Below are 12,876 nucleotides of genomic sequence, written 5' to 3' on the forward strand. Positions count from 1 at the left end.
TCCGTCCTGGAGGGCGGGAAGCGGGAACGCGCCGCCTTGAGTCCCCTACGGCACTTTCCTTCTGGGCTCCTGCCGAAATGGACCGCTGCATTCCAGCCCCGCGGACTGCGGACCTTCCCTGGCCACCCACCGTATGCTGGGCGGCATGTCCGCGCCCCACCCTGACGGCTTCCGCCTCAAACTGCTGCTGATCGTGCCTCATCCCGACGACGAGGTGTACGGCGCCTCAGGCACCCTGATGACCTATATGCAGGCCGGAGAGCCCTGCGGCCTGGTGACCCTGACCCGGGGCGAGGCTGGACGCACCCTGGGGCTGTGTGACACCCCTGAGGAACTGGCCCGCATGCGTGACGTGGAACTTGCCGCCTGTCTCGAAACCATCGGGCTGACCAGCCATCCCGGCAGCGTGCACGAGCAGCACACCTTTCCGGACAAGTACCTCCAGGACCAGCCCCTGGAAGTTCTGACCGAGGTCGCGCGCGAAGCCATGACGCGCCTGCGCCCCGAGACTGTGCTGACCTTTCCGCCCAACGGCAGCAATGGCCACCCGGATCATGTCACCACCCACCGTGCGGTGAAGGCTGCCTGGGACAGCCTGCCGGTCACTGATCGCCCCCGGCTGTGGTACTACGCCTCGGACACGCCCCCGGAGAACGAGGCGCTGCGGGCACAGTGGCTCTCCCCCACTGTCCGCCATGATGTCACCGCCCACGTCACCCGGAAATTGCAGGCGATCGGCTGCCACCGCTCGCAGGCACTGAGCACGGTGGACTTTATCCGGAAGTACCCCGAACGCATCACGCTGGAGACCTTTTACGAGGTTGGCGCGGAGCAGCTCAGTCCGGAGTCCACTCGCTGACAGGAATGAAATCCACTCCCTTGGCCTCAGTGCCGGTCACGCGGTACTGACGGTCGAAGCGGATCACCACTTCACCGCGGTCAAAGTGCTGCGGCGAAACAACGGGCTTGCGCAGGATGAAGCTGCCGTCGTCATCCACGCCGATGTGCGCACTTTTGGTAAAGCGCAGTTCGACCACCTCGCCGTGAAGCCGCGTGCGTACCCGCACGCGGAAGGTCTGGGAATCATCCTGGCGCAGAAAAGGACTGGGTTCGGGGCGGCGAAACAACTTGAACATGGTTCCTCCCCCGGCTTGGGCCGGGCTCCTTGCAGTGTAGGGCAGCGGCCCGTAACGCCCCACAACTAAAGAAAAGCCGTGCCCAGGGCCAATGTGCCTGAGTCTCCGTACACCTAGGATGAACAGCATCATGCCGGTGCTCCCAAGTGCGCACGACACCTTACCGGGAAGGCGCCGCCTGCTGCTGGCCAGTCTGCTGCTGACACTGGCCGGAACCCTTCTGGCGATGGTCCTGGCACGCAATGACCGCTGGGATCTCCAGGTTGACCGGCCGCTGTACGCGGCGCTGGCACTTGCCATAGCCCTGCTGTGGTGGAGCACCTGGCGCAGCCGGCTGCCACTGCACCGCAGCACCCAGGCATTGATCGGCTGCGCGGCTGTGTTTATGGCTCTCAAACTGTCGCTGCTGGGCGTCGTCACTGTGGACCAGAACGTGACCATGCAGGAACTGATGGAGTCATTGAGCTGGCTGTCCCCGGTCATGGCCTGGGCACTGGCCACGGCGTCCTCCCACCAGATGCGGCGCGTCCTGATGGGGCTGCTGGGGGTGGTGGGAGTGCTGAGCGCCGGGCTGGTGGCCCAGCGCTCAGCTGGCCTGGGGGAGCTGGACCGTGACCTGCTGCGGGTGGCGCTGCAGCTGAATCTGCCTGGGTGGTGTATTACGGCACCGGGTTCTATCTGTCGCGCACGTCCTCGCTCTCGCGGCTGCAGAGCGAACGCGAAGCCCTGCAACAGCTGGCCTACCATGACCTGCTGACGGGCCTGCCAGGACGGCTGAGTCTGGAGCGTCAGCTCGACGGGATGACCCGCCCCGAAGTCCAGCCTTTTGCCCTGCTGTTCGTGGATGTGGATTCCTTCAAGGTCATCAACGACACCCTGGGACACGCTGCGGGCGACCGGCTGCTCAAAACTCTGGGCGGCGAACTGAGGCGTGTGGCCGGTGAGGACGCACAGGTCTTCCGCCTCAGCGGCGATGAATTCGTGGTGTTGCTGCCCGGAGTAAGGAGCGCAGAAGCTGAGGCCGCCGCCCGCCGTATCCAGGAAGAAGCGCCGAGGCTTCCCAGCACCCGGGTCGGCGTGGAAACCACACTCAGCATCGGGCTGAGTCTGTGCCCGGACGACGCCCAGACTCCCAGCGAACTGCTGCGGCACGCTGACAGCGCCATGTACGCCGTCAAGCGCAGCGGCCGGCGGCATGTGCGCCGCTACCGCCCAGACCAGCACGCCGCCACCGAACGCTTTCAGCTGCTCGCGCGTGAGCTGGGGCACGCGCTGGCGCGCCAGGAGCTGCGCCTGGTCTATCAGCCGATCTTCTCCCTGACGGACGGTGAGATCGTGAAGATCGAGGCACTGGTCCGCTGGCAGCACCCGGTGCTGGGGCCAGTGGGCCCCGATGAATTCATTCCGGTCGCCGAACGTGTGGGTCTGATCACGCCTATTGGACTGTGGGTCCTCCAGGAGTCCTGCCAGCAGTTGACACACCTGCCGGGCCTGATGCTCAGCGTGAACGTCAGTGGCCTGCAGCTGATGCAGCGTGATTTCGTTCCCGGGGTTCTGGAGGTCCTGGACAATCTGAGCCTCAATCCACAGCAGCTGGAACTGGAACTGACCGAAACATCCCTGCTGCACGAAGACCAGCGGGCTGTTACGGCCCTGCGCGCGCTGCAGGCCCAGGGGGTCCGGGTGGCGCTGGATGATTTCGGGGCGGGCTATTCCAACCTGACACGCCTGCGGAATCTGCCTATCAGCGACGTCAAGCTGGACCGCTCGTTCGTGACCTGTTTCCTGGACGATGACGATCAGCAACGTCAGCAGGCAGAGCAACTGCTCCGCGGCGTACTGGATATTGCGCGCAGTCTGAATGTCACCGTCACTGCCGAGGGACTGGAAACTCCGGCCCTGGTGCGCCTGGCCATGGAGATGGGCTGTGATCTGGGTCAGGGGTACGCCCTGAGCCTGCCGCTGTCAGCCCCGGAAGTGCAGGATCTGGTTCGCCGCCAGCCCCTGAGCGCCGCTGACTGAATTTCCGGCCAGGGGTTACGAGGCAGGGCTGAGCTTAAAAGGCTTTCCCGCTCGAGCAGAGGGCAACGGAAGCCGGACCACCCCTGGCTTTCCGTGCGCACGCCCGCACGTAGCGAAGGTTATGTCTGAACAGACCCTGCCCTCACTCGTGTTGCGACGACGAAAACCACCGGGCGCCGAGAAGCATGAGCACAACGGGCTGCGTACCCCCACTCTCTGTCCCGGCTTCTTCTTCGGAAGCGAAACGAGATCTGGCTCAGGCTTCCCGCATCAGACGCTGAAGAAGCCGGACATGATCGGGCCAGCGGTTCAACCGGACATGTTCGTGGGCGGCGTGCGCACCGTCCCCTGGCGCGCCCAGACCGTCAAGGGTTGGAGCGAGGGGCGCGGTAAAGTTGCCATCACTGCCGCCGCCCACGAATTCTCCACCGACCTCGAAGTTCAGCTCGCGGGCAATCGCCTGTGCCTGCTGAAACAGGTCCAGGGCGCGGGGCGTCTGCTCGAAGGGCGGGCGGTTGAGGCCCCCAAACACTTCCAGCTGCACGCGTGGGTCGCTGGGCCGCAGGGCGCGGATGCCCTGGGTGACGCGCTCAGCCTCAGCCAGTGTGGACACACGGATGTCGATGTCCAATTGCGCCTCGGCCGGAATGACGTTCACGGCACTGCCCCCCTGGATCAGGCCCACACTGATGGTGGTCCCGACCTCGGGACGGGCCAGGGCCTGCGTGGCCAGCACAGCTTCGGCGGCAGCAGTAATGGCGCTGGCTCCCAGTTCGGGTTTGTTGCCTGCATGGCTGGCCACCCCGTGAAAGCGGAGTGTGAATGTGCCGGTGCCCTTGCGGCCCGTTTTCAGGTTGTGACTGTCAGCTACCGGCGGCTCGACCACCAGCACGACGCGGGCGTTCTCGGCGGCCGCCTCAATATGGGCGCGGCTGCTGGGACTGCCGATTTCCTCGTCGGGCGTCAGCAGTACCGTGACCCCGCCCACCGGCCACTGGCCGTTCATGGACCGCAGCACGTGGAACAGCCCGACGATTCCGGCCTTCATGTCGTAGGTTCCGGGGCCGTAGACCCGGTCATCCTCCTGGCGCCAGGGCATCTGCTCCAGGGTGCCGTGCGGCCAGACCGTATCGGCATGGGTCAGGACAAGCACGCCTCCACCTGCGTCACTGTCCCCGAAAGTAAACCTGCGGGTGCCGCCGGGCAGGGCGTGGGTCTCGGCACCCAGGGCGCGGGCCCAGTCTTCCACCACGTCCATCACCCGGGCCACAGCAACCGGATCACTGGATGGGGATTCGATGCTGACAAGGGTCTTCAGGTCGGCCAGCATGGCCTGCAGGTCAGGAAACATGGCCCGATGCTACCCCTTTGGCCGCAGTTGCCACAGACAGCAGGGCACCTCCTTCCACGAAGAGAGGAGGCGCCCTTGGATGGCAAAAGGCAGATTCAGGCCAGCATGGCCACCTGGCGGGCGTCGGCCTTCACCACTGCGCGGCCTTTCAGGTACAGGTCATTCAGGGCCTGCGGGCCAAAAATACGGGCCAGCCGGGTACTGGTTAGTTCAATAGTGCTGGTGCCGACTTTAAGTCGAACAATGTCCAGGGTGCCTGGTACCCACGTGCATGCAAGTTCCTGCATGAGATCTCCTCCAGGGATGTCGATCAGCCCGGACGCAGGGTCTCGGGGAACAAGGTCGAAAAGGCGAACACGCCGGATTTCCGGTGTCTTCAGCATAAAAGTGCGCCCATCAGAAAACGTGCGAAATCCCCTCAAGTCGTCTTCAGGAATCGATCATGAGCGTCCCGCAGGACCGAACTGCTGGCCCTGTTCCAGACAGCGGCGTGTGCTTGACTGTGGCATGACGTCACGACAGCCAGAGTCGGAAAGCGCCGCCACCCCGGAAAGCCTGCTCGATCTTGCCTTTCCCAGTGATCCGCAGATCTCCCCTGATGGCACCCGGGTGGCTTTCGTGCTGTCCCGGGTAGAGGAAGAAGACGTCCACAAGCCCGAGGCTGACTGGGCCCGCCCACGCTACAAATCCCAGATCTGGCTTTCCTCGGGTGAACAGGCCCAGGCCTTCACCCAGGGCGAGGCGCGTGACGCGGCGCCACGCTGGTCACCCGACGGCGCCACACTGGCCTTTGTGCGCGACAGCAACGGACGCAAGGGTCAGCTGCACCTGCTGCCGCTGAACGGGGGCGAGGCGCGGCGGGTGACCGACTTCCGGCAGCCGGTTCAGGACGTGCAGTGGAGCCCGGACGGACGCTTCATCTCGTTTCTGAGCACCGGCGACGACGAGGACAAACGCGACGAGCGCGGCGAGGCCCGCGTCATCACCCGCCCCCGCTACCGCTTCAACGGCCGTGACTGGCTGCCGGAACGGGCCGCCCGTCTGTGGCTGTACGACGTGGCACAGGACGATCTGACCGAGTGGCATGCGCCCGCCGTGGAAATCACCAGCGTGGCGTGGTTGCCGGGCAGCGACGGCGTGCTGTTCGTCTCCAGCGTGGATGAGTTCAGCGCCACGCAGTGGCAGAGTGAGGTCTACCGCCTGCCGCTGTCCGGCGAAGCGGCCCAGATCACGCACTGGAACGCCAGCATCTCGACCGTGATTCCACATCCGGACGGTGAGCGCTTCGCGCTGGTCGGCCGCCCTGAAGGTCAGGGCAACACCCAGCATGCTCACCTTTATCTGCTTCATCCGAATGGAGAATTCACGCGTCTGGATGAAGGGCATGATCATCCGGTCGGCAACCTGGTGGGCGGAGACTGCCACGTGGGTGCGCTGCCGGACCGCCCGGTGTGGCTGGACGCCAGCACCATTCTGTTCTCCAGTACCGTGCGCGGCAGCTGTGGGCTGTTTACCGCCACGCTTGGTGGGCAGGTTCAGGCCCACACGCACGACCCCGAGGCTGTCATTCCCGCCTTTACCGCACGTGGCGGCGGCGTGGCCGTGATCCGCGAAACTGCCACCCGCTTCCCGGAAGTAGAGCTGAGCGGTCAGCTGGTGACGGACCTGAACGCCCGGCTTGCCTTCCCGGCACGCGCCCCGCAGCGTGTGACCTTCCAGACCGACCTGGGCGAGGGCGAAGGCTGGGTGCTGCTGCCCGACGGCCACGCGCCGGCGCCAGCCCTGCTGAGCATTCACGGCGGCCCACACACCGATTACGGCCACGCGTTCACCCACGAGTTCCAGTTGCTGGCGGCGCGCGGATACGGCGTGTGCTACAGCAACCCGCGCGGCTCGGTGGGCTACGGACAGGCCTGGGTGGATGACATTCACGGCCGCTGGGGCACCGTGGACATGGCTGACCTGCTGGCCTTCTTCGACCGTTGCCTGGAAGCCCATCCTGTGCTTGACGCCAGCCGCACCGCTGTCATGGGCGGCAGCTACGGCGGCTTCATGACCAACTGGATCACGGCGCACACCGACCGCTTCCAGGCCGCTGTGACCGACCGCAGCATCTGTAACCTGATCAGCTTCGGCGGCACCTCGGACATCGGTCTGCGCTTCTGGGATGACGAGCTGGGCCTCAACTTTCACCGCCGCGCCGACGTGCCGAAACTGTGGGACATGAGCCCGCTGCAGTACGTGGAAAATGTCCGCACCCCCACCCTGATCGTCCACAGCGTGCTGGACCACCGCTGTCCTATCGAGCAGGCCGAGCAGTGGTACGCCGCACTGACGCTGCACGGCGTGCCCACCCGCTTCGTGCGCTTTCCGGGCGAGGATCATGAACTGAGCCGCTCGGGCCGCCCGGACCGGCGCCTGACCCGTCTGCACGAGTACCTGAACTGGCTTGACCGCTGGCTGGGCAAGGCGCCGGACGCAGCCGCAAGTCCTGAAGTTACCGCCGCGACAGCATAACCGCGCCCGCCAGCGCTATGCCAACGCCCAGCCACTGTGCTGGGCGTAACCGTTCGCGCAACAAAGCCACCGCCAGCAGCGTGGTCAGGGCCGGATACAGGCTGGTCAACAGGCCAGCCAGAGCCAGTCCGCCTCCCTGCGCCGAGAGCAGATAAAACAGATTGCCCAAGGTGTCACCAGGCGCCGAGGCCAGCGTCAACCCTGGCGCCTGCGGACGCAGACCAACCAGGCGCATGGCCAGCGGTACCACCACCAGGGAGCTGGCCACGCGAGCAGCGACCAGAGTCCACAGGACCCCGGGAGCCTGGGCCTGTCCAAGCAGCACAAAGAACAGCCCGAACCCCAGCCCGGCCAGCAGTCCCAGGGCCGGGCCCTGGGCTCCCTGAGCACCCCGTCCTGGCGTCAGGCTCAGCAGGCTGCACCCCAGCAGGGCCGCACCAGCTCCGGCCCAACCCAGTACTCCCAATCTTTCGCCAGCCAGCAAGCCGAACGCTACCGGGACAAGGGCCGACAGCGCGCCGGCACCGACCGACACGGTTCCCATCGGCCCCAGCGCCAGCGCCCGGTAAAAGGCCAGGACGGCGCCCAGACCTACAACACCGGCTGCAGTGCCCCACCACAGGTCAGAAGCAGGCGGAACCGGCTGGTCAAGCAACACAGCCAGAAAGGCCAGAGCCAGAACGCTCAGTGGATGGGTAAGAGCCACCACCCGCAGGGCTGGATCACGCCGGCTGGCCAGGCCAGACAGGAAGTCACCCACACCATAGGCACCTGCAGACATCAGGCCCCACAGCGCAGGATTCAGGACCGCTCCCTGTCAGACATGAGCCGGAGTGTAGCAACACCGGCGTGAAGACAAAAAAGCCGGGCGCATGGCCCGGCCTTCAGACAGATGTGAGGTTATTCCTCGTCGGTGCGCTTGTTGCCCCAGCCACGGTCAGCACGGGCGCGGGGACGGAAGCCGCCGTCGCCTGCACCGGCGTCGGTGTCGCGGGGACGGAACTCGCGGTCCTGGAAGCCGCCGCTTTGAGGAGCGGGACGGTCGCCACGATCATCACGGGGACGGAAGCCACCACGGTCGCCGCCGCCGCTGCGATCCTGGAAGCCGCCGCGGTCTTCGCGGGGACGGAAGCCACCGCCACCCTGACGGTCGCCGCCACCAAAGCCACGGTCGCCGCCGCCACGGTAGCCGCCACGGTCACCGCCGCCACTGCGGTCCTGGAAGCCGCCACGGTCTTCACGGGGACGGAAACCGCCGCCGCCCTGACGGTCGCCGCCACCAAAGCCACGGTCGCCGCCGCGGTCTTCGCGGGGACGGAAGCCGCCGCCACCCTGACGGTCACCGCCACTGAAGCCACGGTCGCCGCCGCCACGGTAGCCGCCACGGTCACCGCCGCCACTGCGGTCCTGGAAGCCGCCGCGGTCTTCACGGGGACGGAAGCCGCCGCCGCCCTGACGGTCGCCACCACTGGGGCCCCGGTCGCCACCCGAGCTGCGGTCGCCGCCACGGAAGCCGCCGCCCTGCCCCTGGGCTTCACGCATTTCGCGCATTTCACGGCGCAGGCCGCGGATTTCCTTGCCCTGGGCTTCAAGCATTTCTTTCATCTCGCTCAGCAGGGCGAGCAGATCATCGGCATCAATGAACTCGTCTTCGAGTTCTTCGCCGTCGTCTTCAGCGCCCACTGCGGCGCTGGCATCAGTCCCGGCCTCAGTGTCGGCTTCCTCAGCGTCAAGCACAGGATCCTCGTCGGGTTCACCCTGCAGCTGAGGAATAATGTCGCGCAGCTCTTCGGGCGTCTGCTCCGTCTGGGCGCGTTGTTCATGGTTGTCGGTCATGGTGCTCTCCTTTTCCGCGCATGGCGCGGGCGTACCCCGGAGTCTACCACCGACCTCATGAATCCGGCGGTCACGGATGGCTCATGGCATCCTCAGCGCCGGAACCAGGACACGAGCAGCCGCCGGGCAATGAACCACACCACCACACCAAGTACGGCGCCCAGCACGAGCCCCAGCAGCGCATGAAGAGACGCTCCAAGCCACAGCGCCACAAAGGTAAACACGCCCACCGCTGTGGCGATCAGCGTGGCAAGTCGGCGGGCATTGTCATCAGGGGTCCAGGAATCCAGATCCATAATGCCAGCCTTGCATGTTCAGGACCACGCATTTGGCCCTGTAGGTCACGGCACAGCAGTGGGCGTTCCTGGCCTGCCTGGGTGCTAGGCCGGCTGGCTTAGTGACCAGCGCCCTATTGGCCTGCTACCGTACATGCACACCAACGAAGGAGGTGCTGCGTATGACCGAAATCATCAACGTCCGTCTGACCGTGACCGCAAGAGGCTTCGAGAACGGCTCCAACAAGGAGAATGATTTTGCACCAGTCGCAGCGCCCACCTTCGGGCCTGATCCGAGTTTCACACCAGCACCCTGACCGGGGGATCTCTTGAGTGCCCGCTGGCTCGATGACGAGCAGTGGGACGGGGGCGGGCAGCGCCTCCGCCGCAAGAGGCACAAACCGCAGGGACGCCGCCGCCTGGCTGACCTGACCGCCCAGCCCAGCGCAGATCAGGGCGACGACATCATCCGCCGCCTGGTGCATCTGGGGCACCTGACGGAAGTGGTGGCCGAGCTCAAAAGCGGCAAGGAAGCCACCGCCTACGTTGCGCGGGGCCCCAGCGGCACCCTGCTGCTCAAGATCTACCGCGACCTCCAGGCACGCAGTTTCAAAGACGACAGCGTCTACCGCGAGGGTCAGGTGATCCTGGACCGGCGCGCTGCCAAGGCCATGCAGCAGCGGACCCGCCGTGGCCTGGACATGCTGCAGTCAGGCTGGGTTCTGGCCGAGTACGCCCATCTGTGGACCCTGTGGCATGCCGGGCTGAATGTTCCTGAACCGCTGGCCGGTCCCTTTCCGGTTGATTACGCCGAGACCGTCCCAGCTGTGCTGATGCGCCTGATCGGCACCGAGGACCACGTGGCCCCGCGCCTGAGCGACGTCAGGCTGAGCCCTGCGCAGGCGCAGTCAGCCTGGGCACAGGCCCTGAGCGGCATGGCCGACCTGCTGCGGCTGGGTTACGTGCACGGCGATTACAGCACCTACAACCTTCTCTGGTGGGAGGACACCGTGACCATCATCGATTTTCCGCAACTTGCCACCCGGCAGAACCCGAACTTCCAGGCGCTGCTGCGCCGCGACGCCGAAAGTCTGGCGACCAGCTTCCTCAAGCACGGCCTGCAGATCAGTGGTGATCAGACCCTGCGTGACGTGCAGCGCCGCGCCCTGGGCCCCGCACCCACTCCGCGGGTCACGCTGCCATGAACTGCCCGCACACCCACCGTTAGAGTGCGGAATGCTGCGCGCCCTGGAAACCTGCCTGTACGCCGACGACCTTGCCCTGGCCGAGCCCTTCTATACGGAGGTGCTCGGCCTTACGCTGCACAGCAAAGTTGCCGGGCGGCACCTCTTCTACCAGCTTGAGGGCAGCATGCTGCTGATTTTCAGTCCAGCAGGCCTTGCACAAACCAACGGTGTGCCGTCCCATTCCGGAAAAGCCGGGGGGCATGCCTGCCTGGCGATCGCCCGGGACCAGACCGACGGCTGGGAGGCCCGCCTGATATCGCACGGCCTTGAAGTCACCCGCTATGCGTGGGGAGACAGGGGCGAGAGCCTGTACTTTCATGATCCGGCCGGCAATGTGCTGGAACTGGCGCCGCCGAGCATTTGGGGAATACTGGACGCATGAGCCGCCCTCTGAAATTCTTCCTGGCGCTGCTGCCGTTCTTGCTTGTTTCCAGCGCTGCCCAGCGTCACAAGCCTCACCGCCAGACGGAGACCGGCAATGCGCACTAGGCCGCCGCGCTCCATGCTCTACGTGCCGGGCGATAAACCCCGCGCTATCGAAAAAGCGCTGACGCTGGGGGCCGACGCCGTGATCCTGGACCTAGAAGACGCCGTGGCGCCCGAAAAAAAGACCGAAGCCAGGTATAACGTCCGTGAAGCGCTGCGGGCCGACTGGGCCTGCCCGGTCCTGGTGCGGGTCAACGGCCACGGCTCCGAGTGGGAACACGACGACCGGGAGATGGCGCTCTATTCGGGCGTGGATGGACTGGTTCTTCCAAAAGTGGAGGACGCGCGGCAGCTTCATGCCCTGCAGGTGCACGTTCCCCTGTGGGCCATGATCGAGACACCCTGCGGGGTTCTTGCGGCACCCGAGATTGCCGCGGTGCCGGGTGTGGCCGGGTTGCTGGCCGGAGCCAATGACCTGGCCCGTGCGCTGCGCACCCGTATGCATCCGGACCGGCTGCCACTGCTGCACGCGCTGTCGGCCGTCGTGCTGGCCGCACGCGCCTGTGGGAAAGTGCCGGTAGACGCGGTCTACAACGATGTCCGGGACCTCCAGGGGTTTGAGCGGGAGTGCCTCCAGGGCCGCGCCCTGGGCTTTGCCGGCAAGACTGTGATTCACCCGGGACAGGTGGCGGCCGCCAACGAGGCTTACGGCGTGTCGGAGGCGGAAGCCCAGAGCGCCAGGGGTCTTCTGGCCGCGTGGTCGGCGGCGCGGGCCGAGGGGCGCAGCGTAGCCACCTATCAGGGCGCGCTGGTTGAGCAGATGCACGCCGATGACGCCCAGGAGCAGCTTGACCTCTGGGAAGCCTCGCGCGGCACCAGCTCTTCCGGCGACCCACTTGCTTAATTGCAGCAAAGAGGTTTATCCTGCTTAAGCAATGGCCCTGACTGACCGTGAGCAGGAACTCCTGAAGCTGATCCAGGCGTCTCCGCTGTCTACTCCCGAGGATCTGGCCCGCCAGCTGGGCACCTCCCGGGCAGCCGTGAACGTGCACGTCAGCAGTCTGGTCCGCAAAGGAGCCCTGCTCGGACGCGGCTACATCCTGCCTGACGCCCAGGAGGCTCCGCGCATCGTGGTGGTGGGCGGCGCCAACATGGACCTGAAAGCGCGCACGTCGCAGTCGTGTGTCCTGGCCACCAGCAACCCCGGGATGACCACCCAGACTCCCGGCGGAGTGGCCCGCAACGTTGCAGAAAACCTGGGCCGCCTGAGGGTTCCCGTCAGCCTCGTCTCGGCGGTGGGCCGCGATGTCCTGGGTGACGCCCTGCTGCGCGAAACTGAGGCCGCAGGCGTAGAGGTGCGCGGCGTCCTCCGGGTGCCTGACGAACCTACCGGCACCTATACCGCTGTGCTCGACGAGACCGGCGAACTTGTGGTGGCGGTGGCCGCCATGGGAGTCATGGACCGCCTCTCCCCTGCCGCCCTGCGTGAGCGGCGTGGTCTGCTGCGCGGCGCCTCCTGGATCGTCGCGGACGGCAACCTCCGGCAGGACACCCTGCTGCTGCTGCTGGAGTTGAGTGCAGAGGCCGGCGTGCAGGTGGCCTTCGAGCCCGTCAGCGTTCCCAAGGCGGCTCAGCTTCGCCCCGCCCTGAAGGCCAGGCGGGCTCCGGCCCTGATCACACCGAATGTCGCGGAACTGGCTGCCCTGCTGGAACGCACCGTCCCCGATACGCCCGGAGACCTGCGCACCGCCGCACTGGAATTGCACGACCAGGGTGTGGACCTGATCTGGATCCGCCGGGGTGCCCTGGGCAGTCTGGTGTCTACCCCTGACGGGGCCCAAACCTTGCCAGCCCTGCCTGCGGCCCTGCGTGACGTGACCGGCGCAGGAGACGCCATGCTGGCGGCGTTCCTGGCCGCGCTGGTTGCAGGCCTCTCCCCCACCGAGGCGGCCCGGCATGGGCATGCCGCTGCTGCCCTGACCATCGAAAGCCCCTTCACGGTCGTGCCGGACCTCAGCCCCGAAACGCTGCGGGCCCGGCTGACTTCTGCCTGAGCCCACCTTCTC

At 66.2% G+C, this 12,876-nt stretch carries 15 protein-coding genes; 9 read left to right on the plus strand and 6 right to left on the minus strand.

The genetic code is table 11. The features are described 5' to 3' along the window. The first annotated feature begins 133 nt into the window (after positions 1–133). Positions 134–859 carry a PIG-L deacetylase family protein gene (locus DEIDE_RS11415; protein ID WP_012694116.1) on the plus strand — a complete coding sequence of 242 codons (726 nt, stop codon included), beginning with the start codon at positions 134–136 and terminating at the stop codon, positions 857–859. Here the strand turns inward: DEIDE_RS11415 and DEIDE_RS11420 are convergent. Next, complete coding sequence (locus tag DEIDE_RS11420; protein ID WP_012694117.1) at positions 837–1,136, minus strand: hypothetical protein; 300 nt, start codon at positions 1,134–1,136, stop codon at positions 837–839. The genes DEIDE_RS11415 and DEIDE_RS11420 overlap by 23 nt on opposite strands. A 130-nt stretch (positions 1,137–1,266) precedes the next feature. On the opposite strand from DEIDE_RS11420, the gene DEIDE_RS11425 reads away from it, so the two are divergent. Continuing rightward, entirely contained in the window at positions 1,267–1,893 is a 627-nt protein-coding gene (locus DEIDE_RS11425; protein ID WP_012694118.1) for a hypothetical protein, read from the plus strand. Continuing rightward, positions 1,791–3,158: a putative bifunctional diguanylate cyclase/phosphodiesterase gene (locus tag DEIDE_RS11430; protein ID WP_162485458.1), complete on the plus strand. Its 1,368-nt coding sequence runs from the start codon at positions 1,791–1,793 to the stop codon at positions 3,156–3,158. The genes DEIDE_RS11425 and DEIDE_RS11430 overlap by 103 nt, the downstream gene beginning before the upstream one ends. A gap of 256 nt (positions 3,159–3,414) precedes the next feature. Here the strand turns inward: DEIDE_RS11430 and DEIDE_RS11435 are convergent, their stop codons facing one another. After that, complete coding sequence (locus DEIDE_RS11435) at positions 3,415–4,509, minus strand: M20 family metallopeptidase (RefSeq protein WP_012694120.1); 1,095 nt, start codon at positions 4,507–4,509, stop codon at positions 3,415–3,417. Between the two features lie 95 nt (positions 4,510–4,604). Continuing rightward, a complete protein-coding gene (locus tag DEIDE_RS11440; RefSeq protein ID WP_012694121.1) occupies positions 4,605–4,796 on the minus strand; it encodes a hypothetical protein in 192 nt (63 codons plus the stop codon). A gap of 220 nt (positions 4,797–5,016) precedes the next feature. Here DEIDE_RS11440 and DEIDE_RS11445 point away from each other — a divergent pair, with 220 nt between their 5' ends. After that, positions 5,017–7,026: a S9 family peptidase gene (locus DEIDE_RS11445; protein ID WP_012694122.1), complete on the plus strand. Its 2,010-nt coding sequence runs from the start codon at positions 5,017–5,019 to the stop codon at positions 7,024–7,026. Here the strand turns inward: DEIDE_RS11445 and DEIDE_RS11450 are convergent. The 3 genes from DEIDE_RS11450 to DEIDE_RS11465 form a co-directional block, all read right to left on the minus strand. Continuing rightward, positions 7,007–7,831, minus strand: a complete 825-nt coding sequence (locus tag DEIDE_RS11450) for an EamA family transporter (RefSeq protein ID WP_162485607.1) — start codon at positions 7,829–7,831, stop codon at positions 7,007–7,009. The genes DEIDE_RS11445 and DEIDE_RS11450 overlap by 20 nt on opposite strands. A gap of 95 nt (positions 7,832–7,926) precedes the next feature. Then, the gene (locus tag DEIDE_RS18050; RefSeq protein WP_012694124.1) at positions 7,927–8,862 is read right to left on the minus strand and encodes a hypothetical protein; all 936 of its coding nucleotides are present in this window, start codon (positions 8,860–8,862) and stop codon (positions 7,927–7,929) included. Positions 8,863–8,954: 92 nt separating this feature from the next. Continuing rightward, positions 8,955–9,158: a hypothetical protein gene (locus DEIDE_RS11465; protein WP_041227246.1), complete on the minus strand. Its 204-nt coding sequence runs from the start codon at positions 9,156–9,158 to the stop codon at positions 8,955–8,957. Positions 9,159–9,319: 161 nt separating this feature from the next. On the opposite strand from DEIDE_RS11465, the gene DEIDE_RS19755 reads away from it, so the two are divergent. The 5 genes from DEIDE_RS19755 to DEIDE_RS11485 all read left to right on the plus strand — a co-directional run bounded on the left by DEIDE_RS19755 (position 9,320) and on the right by DEIDE_RS11485 (position 12,864). Next, positions 9,320–9,454 carry a hypothetical protein gene (locus DEIDE_RS19755; RefSeq protein WP_275040564.1) on the plus strand — a complete coding sequence of 45 codons (135 nt, stop codon included), beginning with the start codon at positions 9,320–9,322 and terminating at the stop codon, positions 9,452–9,454. Between the two features lie 12 nt (positions 9,455–9,466). After that, positions 9,467–10,342: an RIO1 family regulatory kinase/ATPase domain-containing protein gene (locus tag DEIDE_RS11470; RefSeq protein WP_012694125.1), complete on the plus strand. Its 876-nt coding sequence runs from the start codon at positions 9,467–9,469 to the stop codon at positions 10,340–10,342. A 31-nt stretch (positions 10,343–10,373) separates the two neighbouring features. Next, a complete protein-coding gene (locus tag DEIDE_RS11475) occupies positions 10,374–10,766 on the plus strand; it encodes a VOC family protein (protein WP_012694126.1) in 393 nt (130 codons plus the stop codon). Positions 10,767–10,862: 96 nt separating this feature from the next. After that, positions 10,863–11,714 carry an HpcH/HpaI aldolase/citrate lyase family protein gene (locus tag DEIDE_RS11480; protein ID WP_012694127.1) on the plus strand — a complete coding sequence of 284 codons (852 nt, stop codon included), beginning with the start codon at positions 10,863–10,865 and terminating at the stop codon, positions 11,712–11,714. 31 nt (positions 11,715–11,745) lie between these two features. Next, on the plus strand, positions 11,746–12,864 hold the full coding sequence (locus DEIDE_RS11485) for a PfkB family carbohydrate kinase (RefSeq protein ID WP_012694128.1): 1,119 nt from the start codon (positions 11,746–11,748) through the stop codon (positions 12,862–12,864). The last annotated feature ends 12 nt before the right edge of the window (positions 12,865–12,876 follow it).

It is taken from the genome of Deinococcus deserti VCD115, from assembly GCF_000020685.1.
GTDB lineage: Bacteria > Deinococcota > Deinococci > Deinococcales > Deinococcaceae > Deinococcus > Deinococcus deserti.